Origin of the sequence: Methylobacterium sp. NMS14P (assembly GCF_028583545.1) — a bacterium.
In the GTDB taxonomy this organism is placed as follows: domain Bacteria; phylum Pseudomonadota; class Alphaproteobacteria; order Rhizobiales; family Beijerinckiaceae; genus Methylobacterium.
The window spans coordinates 5,722,545-5,744,903 of record NZ_CP087106.1 but is presented as its reverse complement, the minus strand read 5'-3'; the positions used below and the strand labels follow the sequence as shown (position 1 = coordinate 5,744,903).

Annotated in this window: 18 protein-coding genes; 7 read left to right on the top strand and 11 right to left on the bottom strand. The window is 70.9% G+C overall.

The features are described 5' to 3' along the window. The first annotated feature begins 3 nt into the window (after positions 1–3). Entirely contained in the window at positions 4–561 is a 558-nt protein-coding gene (locus LOK46_RS27390; protein ID WP_273561469.1) for a DUF4337 domain-containing protein, read from the top strand. Positions 562–683: 122 nt separating this feature from the next. Then, on the top strand, positions 684–1,211 hold the full coding sequence (locus LOK46_RS27385) for a phosphate-starvation-inducible PsiE family protein (RefSeq protein WP_056532064.1): 528 nt from the start codon (positions 684–686) through the stop codon (positions 1,209–1,211). 192 nt (positions 1,212–1,403) lie between these two features. Here the strand turns inward: LOK46_RS27385 and LOK46_RS27380 are convergent, their stop codons facing one another. After that, on the bottom strand, positions 1,404–1,922 hold the full coding sequence (locus LOK46_RS27380) for a TspO/MBR family protein (RefSeq protein ID WP_273561468.1): 519 nt from the start codon (positions 1,920–1,922) through the stop codon (positions 1,404–1,406). 95 nt (positions 1,923–2,017) lie between these two features. Between LOK46_RS27380 and LOK46_RS27375 the strand changes: the two genes are divergently transcribed. The 4 genes from LOK46_RS27375 to LOK46_RS27360 all read left to right on the top strand — a co-directional run bounded on the left by LOK46_RS27375 (position 2,018) and on the right by LOK46_RS27360 (position 6,318). Then, positions 2,018–3,220 (top strand): trans-sulfuration enzyme family protein, encoded by a 1,203-nt coding sequence (locus tag LOK46_RS27375; protein ID WP_273561467.1) that lies wholly within the window; start codon positions 2,018–2,020, stop codon positions 3,218–3,220. Positions 3,221–3,312: 92 nt separating this feature from the next. After that, positions 3,313–3,792 (top strand): hypothetical protein, encoded by a 480-nt coding sequence (locus tag LOK46_RS27370; protein WP_273561466.1) that lies wholly within the window; start codon positions 3,313–3,315, stop codon positions 3,790–3,792. 253 nt (positions 3,793–4,045) lie between these two features. Continuing rightward, positions 4,046–4,975, top strand: a complete 930-nt coding sequence (locus LOK46_RS27365; protein ID WP_273561465.1) for an AEC family transporter — start codon at positions 4,046–4,048, stop codon at positions 4,973–4,975. 113 nt (positions 4,976–5,088) lie between these two features. Next, entirely contained in the window at positions 5,089–6,318 is a 1,230-nt protein-coding gene (locus tag LOK46_RS27360; RefSeq protein WP_273561464.1) for an acyl-CoA dehydrogenase, read from the top strand. A 76-nt stretch (positions 6,319–6,394) separates the two neighbouring features. Here LOK46_RS27360 and addB read toward each other — a convergent pair whose 3' ends face one another. Both addB and tcuA read right to left on the bottom strand, forming a co-directional pair. Further along, the gene (gene addB, locus LOK46_RS27355) at positions 6,395–9,559 is read right to left on the bottom strand and encodes a double-strand break repair protein AddB (protein WP_273561463.1); all 3,165 of its coding nucleotides are present in this window, start codon (positions 9,557–9,559) and stop codon (positions 6,395–6,397) included. A gap of 130 nt (positions 9,560–9,689) precedes the next feature. Beyond that, a complete protein-coding gene (tcuA, locus tag LOK46_RS27350) occupies positions 9,690–11,186 on the bottom strand; it encodes an FAD-dependent tricarballylate dehydrogenase TcuA (protein ID WP_273561462.1) in 1,497 nt (498 codons plus the stop codon). A 116-nt stretch (positions 11,187–11,302) separates the two neighbouring features. Between tcuA and LOK46_RS27345 the strand changes: the two genes are divergently transcribed. Then, positions 11,303–11,956 carry a GntR family transcriptional regulator gene (locus tag LOK46_RS27345; RefSeq protein ID WP_273561461.1) on the top strand — a complete coding sequence of 218 codons (654 nt, stop codon included), beginning with the start codon at positions 11,303–11,305 and terminating at the stop codon, positions 11,954–11,956. 13 nt (positions 11,957–11,969) lie between these two features. Here LOK46_RS27345 and LOK46_RS27340 read toward each other — a convergent pair whose 3' ends face one another. From LOK46_RS27340 to LOK46_RS27305, 8 genes are all read right to left on the bottom strand, one after another. Continuing rightward, a complete protein-coding gene (locus LOK46_RS27340) occupies positions 11,970–13,277 on the bottom strand; it encodes an MFS transporter (RefSeq protein WP_273561460.1) in 1,308 nt (435 codons plus the stop codon). 24 nt (positions 13,278–13,301) lie between these two features. Further along, positions 13,302–14,684 carry a 2-hydroxycarboxylate transporter family protein gene (locus LOK46_RS27335; protein WP_273561459.1) on the bottom strand — a complete coding sequence of 461 codons (1,383 nt, stop codon included), beginning with the start codon at positions 14,682–14,684 and terminating at the stop codon, positions 13,302–13,304. A 309-nt stretch (positions 14,685–14,993) separates the two neighbouring features. After that, a complete protein-coding gene (locus LOK46_RS27330) occupies positions 14,994–16,589 on the bottom strand; it encodes a porin (protein WP_273561458.1) in 1,596 nt (531 codons plus the stop codon). 959 nt (positions 16,590–17,548) lie between these two features. After that, on the bottom strand, positions 17,549–19,198 hold the full coding sequence (locus tag LOK46_RS27325; RefSeq protein WP_273561457.1) for a porin: 1,650 nt from the start codon (positions 19,196–19,198) through the stop codon (positions 17,549–17,551). Between the two features lie 417 nt (positions 19,199–19,615). Continuing rightward, the gene (locus LOK46_RS27320; protein WP_273561456.1) at positions 19,616–20,305 is read right to left on the bottom strand and encodes a metal ABC transporter permease; all 690 of its coding nucleotides are present in this window, start codon (positions 20,303–20,305) and stop codon (positions 19,616–19,618) included. 121 nt (positions 20,306–20,426) lie between these two features. After that, a complete protein-coding gene (locus LOK46_RS27315; RefSeq protein ID WP_273561455.1) occupies positions 20,427–20,705 on the bottom strand; it encodes a winged helix-turn-helix domain-containing protein in 279 nt (92 codons plus the stop codon). Positions 20,706–20,812: 107 nt separating this feature from the next. Further along, the gene (locus tag LOK46_RS27310) at positions 20,813–21,421 is read right to left on the bottom strand and encodes a HupE/UreJ family protein (RefSeq protein ID WP_273561454.1); all 609 of its coding nucleotides are present in this window, start codon (positions 21,419–21,421) and stop codon (positions 20,813–20,815) included. A gap of 112 nt (positions 21,422–21,533) precedes the next feature. Further along, positions 21,534–22,025, bottom strand: coding sequence for a PilZ domain-containing protein (locus LOK46_RS27305; protein WP_273561453.1), 492 nt, complete (start codon positions 22,023–22,025; stop codon positions 21,534–21,536). Positions 22,026–22,359 lie beyond the last annotated feature (334 nt).

Genomic DNA, 22,359 nt, shown 5'->3' with positions numbered 1-22,359 from the left:
GCGATGTCGGGTGGTCACGGGGCGATCGAGGGGTCGAACAAGCGCGTGGCGCTGCTGATCTCGGTGCTGGCGCTGTTCCTCGCGTTCAGCGAGACGCTGGGCAAGGCGTCCCAGACGGATTCGATCGGCGCCAACGTCGAGGCCGCGAACCAGTGGGCCTACTTCCAGGCCCGCACGATCCGCGCGACCGTGCTCAAGACCGCCGACGAGGCCCTGGCGCTGCTCCCCCCGGGACCGAACCAGGACGCGATCGCCGCCAAGCGCGCCGAGTGGTCCAAGACCCTGGCGCGCTGGGACTCCGAGCCGTCGACCGGCGAGGGGCGCAAGGAGCTGTCCGAGAAGGCCCGCGCGTCGGAGGGCCGGCGCGACCTCGCGCTGCTGCGCTACCACCACTACGAGCTGGCCTCGGCGGCCTTCCAGATCGGCATCGTGCTGGCGTCGGCCGAGGTGATCACCGGGATCAGCCTGCTGGTCTTCGCCGGCGGATTCCTGGGTCTCGCCGGAGCGGCGCTGCTCGGCTTCGGCTACCTCGCGCCGCACGCCCTGCCGTTCTTCCACTGATCGGCTTCGGCCACGGCAGCGACGTAACGCCACCCCCGATCCCGATCGATTGAACCCGCGCGTCGCCGGGCTGGACGCGCGGTTCGGAAGCTGATCGTCTCGGCACATTCCAGGGGGGAATGATGTCGGAACACTCAGAAGACCAGGGCCGCCTGACGAAGGTCGCCAGCGCGATCTTCCTGCACACCGAGCACGCCATCTACGCGGCGCTCGGCATCCTGTTGGCGCTCACGGCCCTCGTGGCGCTGATCGAGGCCGCCGGCATGACCTGGGAGGCGATGCGGGCGCTCGGCGGCGCGCAGCAGATCCTCGAGGTGATCGACCGGCTCCTCTTCCTGCTGATGCTGATCGAGATCCTGCACACGGTGCGGGTCTCGATGCGGTCGGGGACGCTGACCTGCGAGCCGTTCCTGATCGTCGGGCTGATCGCCTCGATCCGGCGGGTGCTGGTCATCACCCTGCAGTCGTCGGAGATCATGCACGCCAAGGACTGGTCGCCGGAGAAGCAGGCGCTGTTCCAGGCCTCGATGATCGAGCTCGGCGTGCTGGCGGGGCTGATCCTCACCATGGTGTTCGCGATCTTCCTGCTGCACCGCGCCCGCGACGACGGCAGGCCCGCGGGCGAGGAGAAGCCCGAACACGTGTCCTGAGAGCCGCGCGCCTTCGCGGCGTTCACGAAGGACCTGCACCGATCCGTACGCCTGACGGCGTCCGGATTGCCCTGACCGTCCTTGCGAGCGCAGCGAAGCAATCCAGTTGCGCCACGCCGACCGAGGTAACGCTGCACTGGGTCGCTTCGCTTCGCTCGCGATGACCGAGGGAAACCGAACCAGAAATGGAAATCAGTTCATCCGCAGGATCGCGGCGTTGAGGAGCGTCGCGAACGCGACCCAGGCGGCGTAGGGGACGAGGAGCCACGCCGCGAGCCGGTCGAACCGCCAGGTCAGCCGGATCGTCCAGAGCACCATCACCAGCAGCATCGCCACGACGACCAGCCCGGCGCCGATCGCGTGGGCGGTGAAGAAGACCGGGGTCCAGGCGGCGTTGAGGGCGATCTGCACCAGGAACGCCGCGAGGGCGAGCCACCAGCCCTCGCGGCTCGGCCCGGTGCGCGACATGGCGCCGAGCAGCCGCCAGAGGGAGACCGCGATCATCGTGTAGAGGATCGTCCAGGCGACCGGGAACACCCAGTTCGGCGGGTTGAAGGCCGGCTTGTTCAGGCTCGCGTACCAGCCCGGGATCTCGGCCTGCGTCGACACCGAGCCGACGGCCGCGGTGGCCGCCACCGGCAGGATCGCGGCGGCGAGGCGCAGCCAGCGCGGCAGGGGCGATCCTCCGGGGACGTGCGTGGCGGCGGTCATGATCGTCGGTCTCCACGGGGCGCGGCATGTGGTGCGGCTTGCCGGGGCCCACGCGCCGTGGCACGCGCCCGTCTCCATCCGCCGAGAATCGCCAGATGTCACAGCCTTACGCGCCGCAAGGTCCGTCGGATACCCGGAGCGACGCCGAGCCGGAATTCACGCGCCGGAGCCTCGCCGCCCAGGCCATGGGCCGGATCGACCCGGAGACGCGGGCGGTGGTGATGCCGCTCCACGTCGCCACCACCTTCATCCGCGATCCCGACAACGGCTACAGCTCCGGCTACAGCTACGCGCGGCCCGACAACGCCACGGTGCGCGAGGCGGAGTCGGTCCTGGCGATGCTGGAGGGCGCCGGCGCCGGCGCGCTGCTGTTCGGCTCCGGGATGGCGGCGGCGACCGCGGTGTTCGGCGCGCTGGAGCCCGGCGACCACGTGGTCGCCGGCACGGTCATGTACTGGGCGCTGAAGCGCTGGCTGCGCGAGGAGGCGCCCCGGCGCGGCCTCACGCTGACCTTCGCGGACACGGACGATCCGGACGCCCTCCGCGCCGCGATCGAGCCCGGCCGGACCAAGCTCGTCTGGATCGAGACTCCCGGCAACCCGCTCTGGACGGTCACCGACATCGCCGCGGCGGCCGAGATCGCCCACGCGGCGGGGGCGCGGCTCGCCGTGGATTCCACGGCCGCCTCGCCGGTGCACACGCGGCCCCTGGAACTCGGCGCCGACCTCGTGATGCACTCGGCCACCAAGATCCTCAACGGCCATTCCGACGTGGTGGCGGGCGTGCTGGCGGGCGCGCGGGCCGACGCGTTCTGGGAGCGGATCCGGGGGATCCGTGCCGGCAGCGGCGGCATCCTCGGGCCGTTCGAGGCCTACCTGCTGATGCGCTCGCTCCGGACTCTGCACCTGCGGGCGGCCGCGCAGGCGGCGGGCGCCCTGCGCCTCGCCGGGCGCCTGAGCGGACACCCGCACGTGACCCGCGTCCTCTACCCGGGTCTCCCGGACGATCCCGGCCACGCGGTCGCCCGCCGGCAGATGCGGGACGGGTTCGGCTTCATGCTGTCGATCCGGGTGGCCGGCGGCGAGCCCGGCGCCGTCGCAACGGCGGCGCGCGTCCGGCTCTGGAAGCGGGCGACCTCGCTCGGCGGCGTCGAGAGCCTCATCGAGCACCGCGCCTCGGTGGAAGGCCCGGGCAGCCCCTGCCCGCCGGACCTGCTGCGCCTGTCCACCGGCATCGAGGACACGGACGATCTGTACGGCGATCTCGACCAGGCCCTGCGCGGCGCCCACGTAGGCTGATCGTCGCGGGCGCTTGGTGCCGAACCGGTTCCTGGCGCGTTGTGCCGGCAGTTCCGGCGGCGCGAACCGCCACAGATCGCGAGTCTGACGACATGACGACCCGTTCCCGCACGATGGTCCCCGGCACCTTCGCGCTGCTCACCCTGGCGCTCGCGCCGGCCGCCGCCCTGGCCGACGCGGTCCCTGATCTCGACGTCGAGCGGACCTGCCGGTCGGCTCAGGTCGCCAACACGAGCATCAGCGACAAAGCGAATTACGACGGCTGCATCCGCTCCGAGCGCGACGCCAAGAAGGAGGCCGAGCGCCACTGGAGCAGTTACACGCCGGCCGCGAAGAGCCAGTGCCAGAACCAGTTCAAGGCGGGCGGCTTCCCCTCCTATGTCGAGATGGTGACCTGCCTGGAACTGGCGTCCGGCACGGTGCCGACCCAGAGCGCCGAGGGCGGCCGCGCGGTGGGCGGGCCGGGTGCGCCGAAGGACGTCAAGGTGCAGCGGGAGGGCGGCGCCAACCTGACCAAGGAACCGCCCGCGAGCCAGCGCACGGATCCGATCCAGGTGCTGGAGAACAAGTAGGCGGCGCCGTCACGCGCCGCTGTCGGCCGTGGTGACGGAAGGGAAGTCGAGGGGTTCCCGGCCGGCGCGTTGCCGGGTGCCGGCGATGAGGGCCCGCACCGCCGCGGCGACCGGGGGTGCTCGGCGGCGCGGTGATTCTCCCCCCTCCTGTCCGACATGCCAGCACAGCTTCCGACGGGGCGCGACGCGGCGCGCGGGCGTGCTATGGGCCGAGTCCTCTCCCCGCGCACCAGCCCCCGCTCCCGTCGGCCCCGTGAACGCCCTCGCCATCATCGCCCCGATCTTCGGGATCGTCCTGATCGGCTGGGCGGCCGCCCTCGCGGGGCTCCTCTCCGACAAGGTGAGCGACGGGCTGTCGGAATACGTCTTCGCCGTCGCCGTCCCGGCGCTGATCATCGCCACGCTGACCAAGCCCGGGATGAGCGGGACGATCGCGTGGTCCTACTGGGTCGCGTATTTCGGCGGCGCGGCGATCTCGTGGTTCGTCGGCACGCTGATCGCCCGGCGGCGGGCCGGGATCGAGCGGCGCGGCGCGATCCTCCACGGCTTCGCGGCGAGTCAGTCGAACACGGTGTTCGTGGGCGTCCCGATGATCCTCCAGGCCTACGGCGAGGAGGGCGCCTTCCCGCTGTTCATGCTGCTGGCCGTCCACCTGCCCCTGATGATGGGCAGCGCCACCTTCCTGATCGAGTCCGATTCCGGCCTGCCGGTCCTGGCGCGGATCCGCGGCCTTGCCCTGGTGCTCCTGCGCAACCCGATCTTCGTGGCGCTGCTGATCGGCATGGCCATGAAGGCCCTCGGACTCGCGCCGGTCGGCATCGCCCAGTCGCTGATCGACGCCTTCGCGGGCACGGCCTCCACCTGCGCCCTGGTGGCGCTCGGCGCCGGCCTGAAGCGCTACCGGGTGCTGTTCGACCTCAAGGGTGCGCTCGTGATCGCTCTCCTGAAGAACCTCCTGCACCCGCTGGCGGTCTGGGTCCTGGCCTTCCACGTCTTCGCGATGCCGGCCGCCTACGCGGGCGTCGCGACCCTGTTCGCCGCGATGCCGGTGGGGATCAACGCCTACCTGCTGGCGGCGCGCTACCGGACCGAGACCGGCATGGTCGCGGCCTCGGTCCTGGTCTCGACGCTGCTGGCGCCGCTCACCACGCTGCTCTGGCTCATGCTCCTCGGCCGGGCGTGACGGCGGCGCCCCGGCGTCACCACGCGCGTTGGACCGGGCGGCGCGCGGGTCTAGGGTAGGGTCAAGCGCGCGGGCCGCGAAGACCCGCGCCACCCTGCAGGCGAGGAATCTCGATGAACGCTCCGATGCGCCCTCCAGGCAGCGCCTCCCCGTCGGCCCCGGCCTCGGCCCGCTTCGTCTGGGACGATCCCTTCCTGCTGGAGGATCAGCTCACCGAGGACGAGCGGGCGATCCGCGACGTCGCCCAGAGCTTCGCGCAGGAGCAGCTTCTCCCCGGGATCGTCGAGGCCTACGCCTCCGAGAAGACCGATCCCGGCCTGTTCCGGAAGATGGGCGAGCTCGGCCTGCTCGGCGTGACCCTCCCCGAGGAGTACGGCTGCGCGGGCGCCTCCTACGTGGCCTACGGGCTCGTGGCGCGGGCGGTCGAGGCGGTGGATTCCGGCTACCGCTCGATGATGAGCGTGCAATCCTCCCTGGTGATGTACCCGATCCACGCCTACGGCTCGGAGGAGCAGCGCGAGAAGTTCCTGCCGAAGCTCGCCTCGGGCGAGTGGATCGGCTGCTTCGGCCTCACCGAGCCGGATGCCGGCTCGGACCCGGCCGGCATGAAGACCAAGGCCGAGAAGATCGACGGCGGCTACCGGATCTCGGGCGCCAAGATGTGGATCTCGAACGCGCCCTTCGCGGACGTCTTCGTGGTCTGGGCGAAGTCCGACGCCCACGAGGGCGCGATCCGCGGCTTCGTCCTCGAGAAGGGCATGAAGGGCCTGTCCGCCCCGACGCTGAAGGGCAAGCTGTCCCTGCGCGCCTCCACCACCGGCGAGATCGTCATGGAGGGCGTCGAGGTCGGCGAGGACGCGCTGCTGCCGAACGTCTCGGGGCTGAAGGGGCCGTTCGGCTGCCTCAACCGGGCGCGCTACGGCATCTCGTGGGGCGCGATGGGCGCCGCGGAGGATTGCTGGCACCGCGCCCGCAACTACACCCTGGAGCGCAAGCAGTTCGGCCGGCCCCTGGCGCAGACCCAGCTCGTCCAGAAGAAGCTCGCCGACATGCAGACCGAGATCACGCTGGGCCTCCAGGCCTCGCTCCGGGTCGGGCGGCTGATGGACGAGGGCAAGATGGCGCCCGAGATGATCTCGCTGGTCAAGCGCAACAATTGCGGCAAGGCGCTCGACATCGCCCGCACCGCCCGGGACATGCACGGCGGCAACGGCATCATGGGCGAGTACCACGTGATGCGCCACGCCCAGAACCTCGAGACGGTGAACACCTACGAGGGCACCCACGACGTCCACGCCCTGATCCTGGGACGGGCCCAGACGGGGCTGCAGGCGTTCTTCTGAGATCCGGGAAGGCGCCTCTTGGCCGCGCCCTCAACATGAGGTGCGGGCGGGATACCTCTGAAGCGACGGGGCGGGGTTACTCCCCGCCCTCGTCCCCCGCGAGCGACCACTCGAGCACCCGGGCCAAGTGGTCGTAGGCGCCGTACTTGCTGGCGTATTGCGGGTAGGGCCGCGCCGTGTAGGCCGCCTCGCCGGTCATGAACCGGGCTACCAGTCCCCGGAGCCGCGCGGCGTGCTCGGCCACGATCGCCTCCACGCCGCGCTCCTCGCCCCGGGGCGGCTTCACCGGGATCGGGACGAAGGGCTTCCGCCCGCCCGAGGCGTGGACGTAGAGCAGGTCCGGCGTCGTCTTCACGGCCGGCAGGTCCGCGAAGGCGCCGTGCATCAGCATCGCCGCCTCCAGGGTGAGCTGCGGCGAGAATCCGGTGAAGATCATCTTCCCCGAGGGTGGCGTCCCGGTCTTGTAGTCGACGATGCAGGCGGTGCCGTCAGGCCTCAGCTCGATCCGGTCGGCCCGGGCGCGCAGCGTGAAGGTCTCGCGTCCCATCGGGATCACCCAGCGGCCGGAGACCTCCGGGTAGACCCGGGTCAGGCCGGGCCGGCGCTGCGCCTCCCAGTCGAGATAGGCCGAGGCCATGCGCTCGTAGCGCGGCCACCACTCGGCGTAGAGGTTCGGGTACTCCGCCTCGATGTCGCCGAAGGCGTTGACCGCGAGGTTCAGAAGCCGCTCCGCCGCGTCCGGCGGCAGGTCCGTGGGATGGCGGGCGGCGAATTCCGCGAAGACGTCGTGCACCAGGGAGCCGCGGGTGGCGACGCCCGGCGCCGCCGCCAGCGGATCGAGCGGGTCGAGCCCGAGCACGTGGCGGGCGAAGATGCTGTAGGGATCGCGCACCAGCGTCTCGATCTCGGTGACGCTGAGCGAGCGCGGGAACAGCGCCGGGTCCGGCTTCGGCGCGGGGCGCTTCAGCCGCGGCTCCGGCGGCGCCGCATCGAGCCGCGCGGCGAGGCCCGTGAGCCGGCGCCCCGCGTGCAGGACGGTGTCCCAGCGGGCGTCGCCCGAGAGGGCGCGCAGGCGCTGGATCAGGCGCGACGGCACGGTCGGCGCGCCCTCCCGCTTCAGAGCCCGGGTGATCACCGCGTCGCGGCAGCCGAGCGCCTGCACGAAGTCGTGGGCCATCTGACCGATCCGCCGCTCGGGCGGGTTGAGGCCGACCCGCTCGCGCATCGGCCGGTTGAGGAACGAGTCGGTCAGCGTGCGCACCGGCCAGACGCCCTCGTCCAGGCCGCCGAGCACGACGCGGTCCACCGACAGCAGGCGCGCCTCCAGCAGCCCGAGGATGCGCAGACGCGGATGCGGCGCCTCGCCCGAGCAGGCGACTTTGCGCTCCCGGGCCAGCGACGTGAAGAAGGTGGCGTACTCGTCGAACCGCCCCGGCATCAGGCCGGGCTCGGCCATCTCCAAGTCGTCGAACAGGGCGTCGAGGCAGGACAGGGATCCGTCCGTCTCCGCCGGGAAGACCTCCTCCGGCCCGGCGATCAGCCGGTCGCACGCCTCCCGGTGCCCCGTGGCGGTGGTGACGAGGTCGCATTCCCCGGCCCCGTCCGCGCCCGGGAAATCCCGGAACACCAGATCCAGCCGGTCCAGCAGGTCCGCGGCCAGCTCCCAGTCGACGTCCTTCAGGCGGCGCTTGGCCCGGGGCCGGTGCTCGGGCGGCCCGGCGCGCTCGGCGGCGAGGGCCTTGCGCAGGCCGTCGAAGCCCGGGGCCGGGACCGGGCCGCGCAGCAACCCGATCTCCAGGGCCGCCGCGCCCCGGACCACGTCGGGACGCGGCAGGCCGAGATGGACCATCGGATGGGAGAGCAGCGCGATCAGCCGGGCCGGGATCGCGTCGGCCTGATCGCGGGCGAGGTCAGCGGCGAGTTCCGCGGCGAGCCGGGCGAGCCGCCCGGCGGCGCTTCCGGCAAGGGACAAGCCGGCGGAATCCTCCGCCACGATGCCCCAGCGCAGCAGCTCGACGGCGACCCGGCCGGCGAGCCCGCGGTCGGGCGTGATCAGGGCCGCGGTGGCGCCGGGAGTCTGGAGGGTCTCGCGCAGCGCCAGCGCCGCGACCAGCGCCTCCTCGCGCTCGTCGCCCGCCTCGGCGAGCGCGAGCCCTTCGAGGCCGAGGCGGGCGACGGTGTCGCGCTCGGCCGGGTCGAGCGCCGCCCACGCGTCGGTGGTGTCGGCCGGCCGGAGGGCCTGCGACAGGAGCGCGGCCCGCGCCGTCTGGCCGGCATCGGGCTCGCCGAGGGCGGCGACGTCCGCGCGGCCGAGGTTGAGGTTCTCCGGCCCGAGCAGCCGGTGCAGCACCGCCTGCGGGTGGCCGTGCGCGATCACCCGGGAGAAGCCCTCGCCGGTGTCGATGCCGTCCCATCCGGCCGCGTCGAGGTCGAGATCGAGCCCGGGCAGGACCACGGCGCCGTGGGGCAGCTTGGCCACCGCGGCGATGAGCCGGGCCGTGGCCGGCACCGAGCCCAGCGACCCAGCGACGATCACCGGGTCCGGCGTCGCGCTGCGGGACAGGCGCCGCTCCTCGGCCAGCACGAGCCCGCGGGCGCGGGCGACCGGATCGGCGAGGCCCCGCTCGGCCAGGAGCTTCGGCCAGTTCTCGGCGGCGATCTTCACGAAGTCGAGGGTCAGGCCGAAGTAGCGGGAATACTCGGCCTCGACGGCCGCGCCGATCTCCGACCAGGGCAGGCCCTCGACGGTGAGCGCGTCCATCAAGCGCTCGAGATCGCCGGCGAGCCCGACCGCGTCGGCGGGTGAGGACGGCACCAGGAACGGCACCTCGGCGTCCAGCGGCAGCAGGGTCCGGTCGACGGTCCTGGCCCAGGCCTGGACGAGGCGGGCCAGGATCAACCGGCGCTCGAGCGGCGGCATCGGGATGCTCAGGGGGTCGGCGTTCTCCTCCAGCAGCGGCTCGGCGGCGAGGTCGAGCTCGGCCTCGTCGGCCTCGCCGAGGGGGATCATCCGCGGCAGCAGCGTCGCCTGCCCGGGCGCGTCTCGGCCGAGCCTCTCGGCCAGGATCGCGCCGAGCGCCCGGGCCGCGCGGCGGGTCGGCAGGTAGATGGTGACAGCGGCGAGCGCCAGCGGATCGTCCGCCACCGGCCCGACGAGGCGGCCGGAGAGCAGCGCCTCGGCGAGCGTCGGCAGGAACGGGACACCGCGGGAGATGGTGAAGACGGCCTGTCGGGCGGGCATGGCTGGGCTTCTACGCCCGCGCCGGGGCGGCGGACAGGGGGCGATGGGCCGCTGGGGAAATCCGGGACGGCGCTGCACGCGCCTCTCCCCCGCCGCGAGAGCGGGCGAGCGGCGCGCTCCGGTGAGGCCCCTACCCGCGCGCCCTCCCGGCGGCGCCGTAGCCGGCGCGGCGGCCGAACACGACGCCGGAGGTCAGTCCCGAACCGCCGGGATAGCCGTTGAAGAACACGCCGCCGACCATCTCGCCGCAGGCGTAGAGGCCCGGAATCGCCCCGCCGTCCGCGCGCTTCACGCCGCCGTCGTCGCCGACCTCGACGCCGCCGTAGGTGAAGGTGATGCCGCCCGTGACCGGGTATGCCTTGAACGGCCCGGTCTCGATCTTCTGCGCCCAGTTCGACTTCGGCAGGGCGAGGCCGCTGGTGCCGCGCCCGTCCTTCACGGTCGGGTCGAACGGCACGCTCTCGTCAACGGCGGCGTTGAACGCCGCGATGGTCCGCCGCGCCGCCGCCCGGTCGATGCCCTCGAGCCGGTCGAGGAGCCCGTCCAGGGTGTCGGCCTCGACGAAGTGCGCGTCGTGGAACCGGTACTCGCTGTAGAGCAGGTGATCGACCTTGGCGTCGAAGATCTGCCACGCCACGTGCCCGGGCTGCTCCATGATCGAGCGGCCGAACTGGGCGTAGGTGTAGTTGCGGAAATTCTTGCCCTCGTCGACGAAGCGCTCGCCGTTCGCGTTCAGCATCAGCCCCAGGAAGTAGCAGATCTTCCGGTAGTGCTTGCGCTCGCCGTGCGGCAGGTCGAGGTTGCCGTAATCGGGGGTGTGCAGGTCCATCGGCGTGGCGTGGCAGCCGCCGTAGAAGCCGTGGGCCTTGGCGCCGAGGTCCAGGGCCATCTGGAGCCCGTCGCCCTGGTTGTGGGGCGTGCCGCGCACCCGCGCCTTGTCCCAGCCCTCGCCGATGAAGCGCGTGCGGAGGGCGGCGTTCGACTCGAAGCCGCCGCAGGCCAGCACCACGGACGCCGCCCGGACCGGCCCCTGCGGCGTCTCCACGCCGACGACGCGCCCGTCCTGCACGATCAGACCCTGGGCCGGGCAGCCGTAGCGGATCTCGCCGCCGGCCCGGGTGAAGGCCTCCAGCTCGGCCCGGGCGAGGCCGAAGCCCTCGTCGTGGGTGGCGAGCGTCAGGCCGCCCCAGAACACGAAGCGCCCGTCCTTCTCGAAGGACTGGCGGGAATAGATCGGCTCGAACTTCACCCCCTGCGTCGCCAGCCAGCGCAGGGCCGCGCCGCTCTCGTCGATCAGGATGCGCTGCTCGCGCGAGAGCGGCCGCCCGTCGTTGAAGCCGAGCAGGTCCTCCTCGAACTTCTGCGCCGTGTAGGCACCGAAATCGGTCCGCGGCAGGCGCGGATCCTCGGGATCGACCAGCAGCGGGATCAGGTCGTCGTTGCCCGCGTAGACGAAGCGCATGGCGCCGGCCGTGTAGGCGGTGTTGCCGCCGGCCAGGTCCCGCTCGGCCTTCTCGATCATCAGCACCGAGGCGCCGCGCTCCAGGGCGGCGAGACCGGCGCTCATGGCGGCGTTGCCCGACCCGACCACGACCACGTCCCACTGCGCATCGTCCGGACACTGCATCCCTGTCTCCTCTCCACCGGCTGTTCTAGCAGCATTGTATACGACTGCATGCAATCTGCCGCAAGCGTATCGGGACCGTCGGTTTCGCGCTATGGCCGCGCCGAGGAGAGCCGGACATGAAGGCCAGCGAAGCGGAGCGCTCCAGCGGCGCCGGCGCCTATGAGCGGCTGTTGCGGGCGATCGAGGACGGCGAGCTCGCGCCCGGCAGCCGCTTGCGCGAGGCCGAACTCGCCGAGCGGTTCCAGATCAGCCGCACGCCGGTGCGCGAGGCGCTCGGCCGGCTGGAGGCGCAGGGCCTCGTCGCCCACGAGCCGCACCGGGGCGCCAGCGTGGCGCAACTCGACTACGGGCAGGTGAGCGAGCTCTACGACCTGCGCGAGGTGCTGGAGGGGACGGCCGCGCGCCTCGCGGCGATCCACGCCAGCACGGTCGAGACCGAGATCCTGGAGGAGATGGTCGCCCGGGACCGGACGCTCCTCGGGGACGCGCCCGCGCTGGCACGGACCAACCGCCTGTTCCACCGGCAGATCCACGGGGCGGCGCGCAACCGCTTCCTGCAGAGCACGCTGGAGACGATGCGCCTGTCGCTGGTGCTGCTCCCGGGCGCCACCACGCTGGCGGCGCCCGACCGCGCCGCGGAATCGCTCGCCGAGCACGCCGCGATCGTGGCGGCGATCCGGACCCACGACGGGGATGCCGCCGAGGCCGCGGCCCGGGCCCATATCCGGGCCGCCTTCAAGGCGCGAATCCGGATCTGGCAGGAGAGCTGATCGGCCCCGGCCCTCAGGCGTGGGCCGGCACGCGCTCCAGTCCCGGTCGACTCCGGAACAGCGCGAGCGTCGCGACGATGCCGCAGGCGGCCGCCGCCATCAGCCAGTAGCTCGGTGCCGCCCGGTCACCGGTCTTCTCGATCAGGAAGGTCGAGACCATGGGCGTCGCCGTGCCGAACAGCGCGGTGGCGAGGCTGTAGGCCAGCGAGAAACCGCTCGCGCGGACATGGGCCGGCACCACCTCGGAGAGCGAGACCACCATCGCGCCGTTGTAGACGCCGAAGAAGAACGAGAACCACAGCTCCACGGCGAGCATCTTGCCGAAGGTTGGATCGGCCACGAGCCAGTGCAGGGCCGGGTAGGTCGTCAGCAGCGACAGGGTCGAGATCGTGAGCAGCACCGGCTTGCGACCGATGGCGTCCGACAAGGCCCCGCCCACCGGCAGCCAGATGAAGTTGGTGATCGCCACGAACAGCGTCACGATCAGGCTTTCGGTCTCGGTGAGCTTGAGGACGTTCTTGCCGAAGGTCGGGGTGTAGACGGTGATCATGTAGAAGGTCACCGTCGTCATGGTGGTCAGCATCATGCCGAGCAGCACGATCCGCCAGTTGGCCACCACCGTGGTGAGGATCTCGCGGGTGGTCGGGTGGCGGGTCCGCTTGGCGAAGTCCTGCGTCTCCTGGAGCGAGCGCCGGATGAAGAAGATGAACGGCACGATCAGGCAGCCGATCAGGAACGGGATGCGCCAGCCGAAATCGCCGATCTGCTGCTTGGTCAGGAAGGCGTTCAGCCCGTAGCCGATCAGGGCGGCGAACATGATCGCCACCTGCTGGCTCGCCGACTGGAACGACGTGTAGAAGCCGCGCCGCCCCGGCGTGGCGATCTCGAACAGGTAGATCGAGACGCCGCCGATCTCGACGCCCGCCGAGAACCCCTGCAGCAGGCGTCCGGCGAGCACGATCAGCGGGGCCGCGATGCCGATCGTGTCGTAGCTCGGGCAGAACGCGATGAGCACCGTGCCGCTCGCCATGATGGCGAGCGTGATGATCAGGCCCTTCCGGCGGCCGATCCGGTCGATATAGGCGCCCAGCACGATCGCCCCGAGCGGCCGCATCAGCGCCCCGAGCCAGAACGTGCCGAAGGTCAGGAGCAGCTCGGTGGTCTCGTTGCCCGACGGGAAGAACGCCCGCGCGATGTAGGTGGCGTAGAACCCGAACAGGAAGAAGTCGAACATCTCCAGGAAGTTGCCGCTCGTCGAGCGGAGGATCGCCCCGATCCTCGACTGGAGCGTGGCCCCGACGGCCCCGGGATCACCGGCCATGACGACGTCCTTTCCGGGTGCCCGTCAGGCACCGATCCACTTCATGGCGACGATCGTGCCGGTCACGGTCAGCGCGCCGCCGATGCGGGTGGCGATCTGCGCGAAGGGCATCAGCGCCATGCGGTTCGCCGCCGTGAGGATCGCCACGTCGCCGGTGCCGCCCTGGCCGCTGTGGCAGGCGTTCACGATGGCGGTCTCGATCGGGTACATGCCGAGCCAGCGGCCGACGAAGAAGCCCACGGTCATCAGCGTCACCACGGTCGACACGATGGTGATCAGGTTCACCAGGGTGAAGGCGGCCATCAGCTCGTGCCAGGGGGTCAGCGACACACCGATGGCGAAGAGCAGCGGGTAGGTCATCGAGACCTGCACGAACTTGTAGACCACGAAGCCGCCGGCCTGGAGATGGGGCGACACCGCGCTGGCGAGCTTCGCCAGGACGGCGAGGAACAGCATCGCCACCGGCGCCGGCAGGCCGACGAGGTGGTGGGCCATGACGCCGAGCAGGTAGAGGGTAATCGCCGTGAGCCCGGCCGCGCCGATCGTGGCGGGGTCGATCTGGCCCTTGGCGGCCTCGGCCTTGGCCTGCGCGTCGCTCGACTTGATGCCGTCGGAATCGGGCTGGAGGCGCCCCTCGCCGGTGAGGTGCGGGTAGCGCTTGCCGACGGAGTTCAGGGTGCCCGACAGGATGATCGCGGTCAGGGAGCCCAGCATCACCGGCGGCAGCACCTGGGCGAAGACCACGCCCTGCTGCAGGCCGAGGATCGCCGCGTAGCCGATGGAGAGCGGGATCGCCCCCTCGCCGACGCCGCCGGCCATGATCGGCACGACGATGAAGAAGAACGTCTTGTAGGGGCCGAGGCCGAGGAGCGTGCCGACCAGCGTGCCGACGAGGGCCGCCGCCACGGAGCCGAGGGCGAGCGGCGCGAAGATCTTGAGGAAGCCCTTGATCAGGACCTCGCGATCCATCCCGAGGATCGAGCCGACGATGATCGTGGCGATGTAGATGTAGAGGAAGTTGGTGAACTTGGTGAAATCGGTGATCGCCTTCACCATCTGCGCCGGCACCAGCGCGTAGTAGACCAGCGCCGAGGGGATGAAGGTCGCGAAGATCGCGCCTGCACCGATGTTCTTCAGGATCGGGATCCGCTTGCCGATCTCCGCGCAGGTGAAGCCGCCCATCACCAGCACGGCGATCATGGTCGGCCCGTCGGGCTTGATCTCGCCCTCCTGAACCAGGACGGTGAGCAGGATCGCCAGCACGACGAAGATCGGGAGCGGTATGATGCCGATCTTGAAGTCGATCAGACGCCACCAGACGTCCGGCCAGAACCGGGCCGCGCGCCCGTCCTCCACCCGGCCCTCAGCCGGCGATGGGATCGGGCTCGGTGATGCGGTGCTGGTCATGGCGTCCCCCCGGATCTCTGACCGCTTGCGGGCCGTTTCGCCGCGCCCTCGCGACCGCGCGCCGAGCCGCGATCCGTCGAGTCCCGCACGATGGGCGGCGATAAAGTGACATCCGGCGTAGCAGCGCGAATGATGGGCGGCAACGCGATCCTGGGAACAAAGGACGCGACCTGTCCCGTCGGCCGGGATTAAGACCCCGTCTCCGTCGTGGTCACGGGTCACGAAAATGGCCCGGCGGTCGACCGGGCCATGACGGCAGCCTGCGGGGGACAGGCGGCGGGACCGAAGCCCCGTCGCCGAGATCGTCGATCAGAAGTCGCGCTGGACGCGGAAGCGGACCTGCGAGACCGAGTCGTGGGTCACGGTGCGCGGGACGAACGTGCCGTTGTTGATGCCGGCGACGTTGGCGTAGGCGGTGGGGCTCTTGTCGGAGTCGATCGCGCGCCCGTGCTTGACGCCGATCTGGGTGTAGAAGGCCTCGAGGCCGATATCGAGGTCGCGCACGGGCGACCAGATGAGGCTGCCGCCCGCGGCGACCTGGTAGGTGTCGCGCAGAGCCTGGCTCAACTGGTAGAAGCGCGTTCCGGGCGCGCCGACCGCGTTGGAGCCGAAATTGGCGGCGCCGTTGAAGTTCAGGACGTTGTAGAGCGCGCCCTGGGCGAGACGGGCATTGCGGGAGAAATCCTGCTCTCCGTAGGAGCCGAAGACCGCCGAGCGCCATTCCGGCGTCCAGTAATGCAGGAACGACGCGACCGCCGAGAAGGATTGCGATGTCTGCAGCTGGCCGGTGAACGGGTTGACCGTCGCGTCCGAGAAGCTCTGGTAGATCTTCTGGCCGTGGAAACCGTTGTTGAGCTGCGTGTAGCAGCCGGTGAAGGCGCAGTATCCCGTGTACATCTGCGCGCCGTCGGCGTAGGCGCTCTGGAGATAGAGGGCGTCGCCCGGCGCGACGAAGGGGGCGTTGATCTTCAGGCCGCCCTGCACCGCCCAGCCCTCGACGCTCCTGGTGTGCGCGACGCCGACATTGGCGCCCGCCGCCGGGGTCGTCGCGATGTTGCCCACGTTCAGCTCGTGCACCGCGGCGGAGAGCTGCGCCGAGCCCCAGGCCTGATCGACGCGCAGGACGCCGACCACGTCGGGCAACCGCTCGCGCTGGACGCTGTCGATGCTGCTGACCCCGATCGGTGCACCTCCGAAGTAGCCGACGAAGACCGGGCTCACCGGCGACGCGGTGCCGGCCGGCGCGTAGATCGGGCTGCGCCGGAAGACCGGATCCTCGATCGACAGCGTGGCCGACAGGCCGTAGCCGGGCGTCACCGTGTAGGCGAGGAGGTTGGTGGAGGAGACATCCGAGCCAGAGGTCGCGCCGTAGATCTCGAAGTCGTGGGCGTAGAAGTCGAAGAACGACGACGCGCGACCGGCCGTGAGACCGGCGAACTGGATGAACGCCTTGTCGACGTTCATGAATTGCTGCGCATGCCCGGCCTCGTCGACGCCGGTGGCGTCGTAGGCCTGCCCGATGCGAGCCTGCGTCCCCGAGCGCGCGTACCCGGTGCGGGAGCCGGCATCGAGGCGGACGAAGGCGCGCAGCGTGCCGTAGGCGGTCTGCGTGCGGGCATCGAGGTTGATGCGCAGACGGGCCTGATAACCCGCGGTGTCACCGGCGTTCGTGCCGGCCTGCCGCGTGGACGCCGTCATGTATCCGCCCTCGAACCGCGCGCGGCCCGAGATGCGCAGGCAGGTATCGGTGCCGGGGATGTAGAAGAAGCCCGCGCCGTACGCGCCGCAGACGCGGACGTACTCGACCGGGACCGCCTTCTTGATCGGCAGGTCGGCGGCGTGTGCAGCGCCCAGCGTCGCGAACGCGGCGGCGGACCCCAGCAACGATGATCTCAGTAATGGCATCGACGTCTCCGGATTTTTCAGCTCAAATCTCGCAAAGGGATGAGCAAGACCGGACATTCCAAGCATAATCTGCGAATATATCGCCGATTTCCGGGTTGTTCTAGCTTGCTACGGCGACTTTGAGGCCCATTTGCCCGACGACACTGTGCATCGACATCCTTGCACGCAACAAAGATTCGATTTTCTCAGCACTCTTCCAAGATAATGTTGTACGACCGCAACAAATCTTATTATAAGATTTAGAAAAACGACAATCGTTATTGCCGTTTCCAGTTCGCTCAGAGATCTACGAGGCAGATCAGATAGTATTAAATCCAGATTTCTCGGGTGATCGGCACCAATCGACGAGCGACCGCTCCGAGGCCGGCTCAGGGCTGTCGCGCGGGCCGCATCTGGCCAGAGAGGCCTAGCGACCGCGGTCAAAACCGACTCGGTGCTACGCAACGGGCCTACGGTCGCCGGCGACCGATTCGAGGCGCGTACCGCGCGGGTCCGGGTCGCCCGCCGGAAGACCGGATCATCCGTCGGATGGCGTGCGGCACACGACGCGGCGGCACCGGTCCGGCTCGACAGAAGCGGCGCGCGTCCGGACGATGGGGTCGGGCGAATGAGGCCGCGCAGCGGCGCGGTGCGGTGCCGGCCATCTCACCGGCAGGTCTTCGAACGGGGCAGGCGCAGCGAGCCGCCCGACCGGGCACCAGACCGTGCCCGCCTGGCAACGGAGGCTCCGCCAGCGGACCCGCGCCGGTCACCGCCCCGCGCCGCGCCAAGACGGCACGACGGCGGTGGTCGCGCCGGGTCGCGCCGGGTCGCGTGGGCGACCTCGTCCGGGGGCTGACGGCCTCACGGGCCGGGGGCGGGAGTGCACAACGAAAAAGGCCCGGCCGAAGCCGAGCCTTGAGGTTTCTGAAGCACGGGGACCGGCGCGGAGGCCGAAGCCCCGGCGCCGGTGAAGTGGCTTAGAAGTCGCGCTGGACGCGGAAGCGGAAGGTGGAGACGCTGTCCGCCGTGGTGGTCCGCGGCACGAAGGTGCCGTTGTTGATGCCGGCGACGTTGGCGTAGGCGGTCGGGCTCTTGTCGCGGTCGATCACGCGGCCGCTCTTGACGCCGATCTGGGTGTAGAAGCCCTCGACACCGATATCGAGGTCCTTGACCGGCGACCAGATGATGCTGCCGCCCGCCACGAACTGGTAGGTGTCGCGCAGCGCCTCGCTGAGCTGGAAGAACCGGGTGCCCGGCACGCCGACGGCGTTCACGCCGAAGGAGTTGGTGCCGGGCGCGTTCGCCAGCGCGAAGGCCGCGCCCTGGGCCAGACGGGCCCCGCTGCCGTAGCTCATCTCACCGTACGACCCGAAGAAGGCCGAGCGCCACTCCGGCGACCAGTAGTGCAGGTACGAGGCCGTCGCGGTGAAGCTCGTCGACTGCTCCAGCTGACCCGAGAACGGGTTGAGCGTCGCGTCGTTGATGTACTGAGCGAACTTCTGGCCCTGGATGGTGGCCGGGTTCTGCGAGTAGCAGCCGCTGAACGCGCAGTAGCCGGTGTACATCTGGGCACCGGAGCCGTAGGCGCCCTGGAGGTAGAGGGCGTCGCCCGGCGCGATGAACGGCGTGTTGATCTTCAGGCCGCCCTGCACCGCCCAGCCGTACGAGTTGCTGGCGTGCGGGATGCTGATGTTCGAGCCGGTGCCGGTGCCGGCGCCGTTGGCGACGTTGCCGACGTTCAGCTCGTGGACGGCCGCCGAGACCTGAGCCGAGCCCCAGGCCTGGTCGAGGCGCAGGGCGCCGACCACATCGGGCATGCGCGAGCGCTGGATCACGTCGACGAAGCTGTACCGGGTCGGCACGCCGTTGGTGTAGCCGATGAACACCTCGGCCGGCGACTGAGACTGCGCGAAGTTGGCGAGGTTGGCGTTGACCGTCACGCCGCCCGGGTTGTTGGTCTGCGAGAAGATCACGCTGCGGCGGAAGACCGGATCTTCGGCCGAGATCGTGGCGGACAGGCCGTTGCCGAGCGTGGCCGTGTAGGCGAGCAGGTTGGTCGAGGCGATGTCGGAGCCCAGCGTGGCGCCGGCGAACTCGAAGTCGTGGGCGTAGAAGTCGAAGAACGACGAGGCGCGACCGGCGGTCATGCCGGCGAACTGGATGAACGCCTTGTCGACGTTCACGAACTGCTGGGCGCGGCCGAACTGGTCGATGCCGAGGCCCGGGAAGGCCTGGCCGATGCGCTGCTGGGTGCCGGAGGTGCCGACGCCGGAGTAGCCGGTGCGGGAGCCGGCATCGAGGCGGACGAAGGCGCGCAGCGTGCCGTAGGCGGTCTGGGTGCGGGCATCGAGGTTGATGCGCATCCGGCCCTGGTAGCCCGACGTGTCGCCGTTGCTGCCCTGGCGCGAGTAGCTGGTCATGTAGCCGCCCTCGAACCGGGCGCGGCCGGAGAGACGCAGGCAGGTGTCGGTGCCGGGGATGTAGAAGAAGCCGGCGCCGTAGGCGCCGCAGACGCGGACGTACTCGATCGGGACCGCCTTCTTGACCGGCAGGTCGGCGGCGTGGGCTGCGCCTACCGCCGCGAACGCAGCAGCAGACCCGAGCAATGAGCTCTTCAAGAGCTTCATAGACATCTCCAAAGCTTCGAGACCCAATGATGCGGACGTGCCCGGTTATCCGGGTCTAGCCGCACGTTCTGTAGGTTTGGCCCGCGTCTTAGGTGGCAGGCTCCTGCGGGCTCTCGCTTGGCGATGCCCCCGTGCACGATCACCATGTGCGAACGGGTTTCCGCGAGCAACGAGGATTCGCGGCCGCCTTGGCAGTTCCAGCGCGATGTTGCGGCCTGGCAACATTCTCGGGGTGCTTTAGTCGGCAACGGTCCGCCGAATGTGCACGAATGCTGTCCTGAGCGGCTGACCTGCCGCTCCGACGGGCAGCAGCCCGCCCGGACCCGACCCGGGTCCGGGCGGCTCACGCCGTCTCAGCGATTCGCCGGCGCGGCGGCACCGGACGGCCGCCGCGCGCGGATGTGTCGGGTGACAGCCTCACATGGGCGGCGTCAGGCCATCCTTGCCGACGGCGACGCGCCGGGCGGTGATGCGGCCGTCATCCCCGCGGGCGGCGATCACGAAGACCTTCGCGCCGGGCGTCACGGCCGAGGCGCTGGCGGGCTCGAAGCTGACGACCGGCGCCTGCGGCGGCACCAGGATCTGCAGCGACTGGCCCTGGCCGTAATCGACGGTGAGGGTCCGCTCCGCCCCGCCGCTGCTCGCCTTCACAGTCCCGTTGGTCATCGCGCTCTTCACGCGGGGCGCGTCCGGCGCGGTCGAGCGCACGTCCGCCTTCACGGTGCCGTTGGTCATCGCGCTCTTCACCGGCGCCCCGCCCGCCGTGCGGTCGGGAATCATGTCCCAGTCGTAGTGTCCCTCGCCGGTGCCGCGCATCGCCTCGGGAAACAGCACCACCTCCAGGGCGACCGGCGGCTGGCCCTTCGTGGCGGTGCCGATGAAGACGCCGTCCTTGATCGCGTCGAGGCTCGACGGGATGACCCAGGAGACCTTCGCGTCGGGGGCGAGCGCCACGGTTTCCGACGCGCCGTCGAGCGTCTTCAGCGTGAAGCCGCCGCCCGCGACCGCCTCGACGGTCCCGCGCAGGCGCTCGACCTTCGGTGCCGCCTGCGCACCGGTGGTGACGGCCAGCAGGCCCATCAGGGCGAGCGTCGTGAGTTTTGCCATGGGGGTTCTCTTCTTGCTGCCGGGATTGTCGCGGCCGGCGGGACGTGGGGCGGGACAGGGTGACGTCAGCCCCCGAGGGCCTGTGACATCGCACCCGGGTTCGCGCCCACGCCCAGCCCGGTTACGCGTCCCCGACCTGTCCCAGGCTATTCAGGAACGGCGCGGCCGCCGCCTCCGCGGCCGCCTCCACGGCCCGGTACCGGCGCACCACGTCCGCGCCGAAGGCCGAGAGGCGCGCGCCCCCGCCGGCCCGGCCGCCGGTCTGCGCCTCGACCACGGGCCGGCCGAAGCCGGTGTTCATCGCCTCGACCAGCAGCCACGCGCGGCGGTACGACATGCCCAGCGCGCGGCCGGCGCCCGAGATGGAGCCGTGCTCGGCGATCATCTCCAGAAGCCGCACCTTGCCGGGACCGAGGCGGTGCCCCGGCCCGAGATCGATGCGGATGCTCAGCCGGGGTGCCTCGCCCGCGGCCGGGGCTGGGCTCCGCGGCGGGTCGGCTGAGGTGCTCAGGCGGGGAGCGCCAGCAGCGCGAGGCCGGCCGCGGCGAGGCCGGCGCCGAGGGCCGGGGCGGCCCGCGTCGCTCCGATCCGCGACGCCGCGACGCCGAGGCCGATCCCCGCGGCGTGCAGGAGCGCGGTGGCCGCGAGGAAACCGAGGCCGAAGGACAGGCCGGGGGCGGTCTCCGGCATCTCGGCCCCGTGGGCGTAGCCGTGGAACACCGCGAAGACGCCGACCAGGGCGGCCAGCAGGGCGACCGGCGCGCGCAGTCCGACGATGGCGGCGAGGCCGAACACGACGATGGACAGCGCGATCCCGATCTCGACATGCGGCAGCGCGATGCCGGCCGTGCCCAGTCCCGCCCCCGCGCTCATCAGCGCCAGGAACGACAGGGGCAGTGCCCAGAGCGCCCGTCCGCCGCGCAGGCTGGCGAGGAGGCCGACCGCGACCATCGCGAGCACATGGTCGGCGCCCAGAAGCGGATGGAGGAAGCCCGCCTCCGCGCCCGTCGCGGCGCCATGGCCCGGATGGGCGAGCGCCGCCTGGGGCAGCAGGATGAGCGCCGCCGGCAGGAGCGTCAGAGATGCGGCGGGTCGGGCGGAGAGCGGGCGCTTCATCAAGGATCCTTCGCGGGACCCGCGAAGATGTAGCGCCCTTCCGCCGCCGCCGCGAGGGGTCGGAGACCGATGAGCGCAGCCGCGCGGCGCCGGCCGGTCCGGCGCCGAAGCCTCAGAACGACATCGCCTCGTGGACCGCCGACGGCGCGAACGGCTCCGAGAAGGCGGCCCCGACACCGTGGGTGAAGTGGCGCATCACCGTTGCGGTCTTTCGCCCGACTTGGATCATCGCCCCGATCTCCAGCTCGTGGTCGACGAGCAGGGCGACGCCGGAGGCCGAGACGTTGAGGACGTGGCCCTGGAAGGCCTCCCCGGACGCGGTCGTGACCTGGACGATCTTCTGCCTCGGCACGATTCGCCGGTGAGCCCGGATCGGCTCGGGCTGCAGGTCCTGGGCCCGCGCCAGCGTCACGAACTGACGGGCGAGATCGGTGAGGATCGCGCGCCCACCGCGGACGCAGACGATGAATTCCTGGCCGGCGACGCGGGCGATGCGGGCCTCGAGCGTCCCGACATGGCGGATGCTGCAGGTGAGATCCTCACCCGGCGCCAGGAGCGAGGAGGATCGGAACCGGATGCCCTCGGTCGAGACGTCTGCGGTCACGGCGTAGAAATCGCGACGCCGCTGGCTCCAGCACAACGCGGGCAACATGACGATGTGCCGCCGGACCATCTCACCCGTTTCATCATGAAGAATACATCGACGACCTTCTGCGGCCCGAGATTCTTCCGGGCTGTTCAGGCAAATCGTAAAATTGGATTTATCCCGATCTATGTCGCGCCGCGTCCCCGACCCCGGCGCGCACGGCACGGAACGCGCGGGTCCGTTCCACTCAGCGCTCGGCGCGGGTGCGCGATCGTCGCGCCCCGAGCGCCGCCGGCCGCGGCGATCCGGTCGCGGCAGAAACTGAATACAAGATGCATCTTGACCCTATGGC

Coding starts and splice junctions, on each gene's coding strand:
- LOK46_RS27390 (WP_273561469.1), top strand. CDS start 4: ATGTCGGGTGGTCACGGGGCGATCGAGGGGTCGAACAAGCGCGTGGCG.
- LOK46_RS27385 (WP_056532064.1), top strand. CDS start 684: ATGTCGGAACACTCAGAAGACCAGGGCCGCCTGACGAAGGTCGCCAGC.
- LOK46_RS27380 (WP_273561468.1), bottom strand. CDS start 1,922: ATGACCGCCGCCACGCACGTCCCCGGAGGATCGCCCCTGCCGCGCTGG.
- LOK46_RS27375 (WP_273561467.1), top strand. CDS start 2,018: ATGTCACAGCCTTACGCGCCGCAAGGTCCGTCGGATACCCGGAGCGAC.
- LOK46_RS27370 (WP_273561466.1), top strand. CDS start 3,313: ATGACGACCCGTTCCCGCACGATGGTCCCCGGCACCTTCGCGCTGCTC.
- LOK46_RS27360 (WP_273561464.1), top strand. CDS start 5,089: ATGAACGCTCCGATGCGCCCTCCAGGCAGCGCCTCCCCGTCGGCCCCG.
- addB (WP_273561463.1), bottom strand. CDS start 9,559: ATGCCCGCCCGACAGGCCGTCTTCACCATCTCCCGCGGTGTCCCGTTC.
- tcuA (WP_273561462.1), bottom strand. CDS start 11,186: ATGCAGTGTCCGGACGATGCGCAGTGGGACGTGGTCGTGGTCGGGTCG.
- LOK46_RS27345 (WP_273561461.1), top strand. CDS start 11,303: ATGAAGGCCAGCGAAGCGGAGCGCTCCAGCGGCGCCGGCGCCTATGAG.
- LOK46_RS27340 (WP_273561460.1), bottom strand. CDS start 13,277: ATGGCCGGTGATCCCGGGGCCGTCGGGGCCACGCTCCAGTCGAGGATC.
- LOK46_RS27335 (WP_273561459.1), bottom strand. CDS start 14,684: ATGACCAGCACCGCATCACCGAGCCCGATCCCATCGCCGGCTGAGGGC.
- LOK46_RS27330 (WP_273561458.1), bottom strand. CDS start 16,589: ATGCCATTACTGAGATCATCGTTGCTGGGGTCCGCCGCCGCGTTCGCG.
- LOK46_RS27325 (WP_273561457.1), bottom strand. CDS start 19,198: ATGAAGCTCTTGAAGAGCTCATTGCTCGGGTCTGCTGCTGCGTTCGCG.
- LOK46_RS27320 (WP_273561456.1), bottom strand. CDS start 20,305: ATGGCAAAACTCACGACGCTCGCCCTGATGGGCCTGCTGGCCGTCACC.
- LOK46_RS27310 (WP_273561454.1), bottom strand. CDS start 21,421: ATGAAGCGCCCGCTCTCCGCCCGACCCGCCGCATCTCTGACGCTCCTG.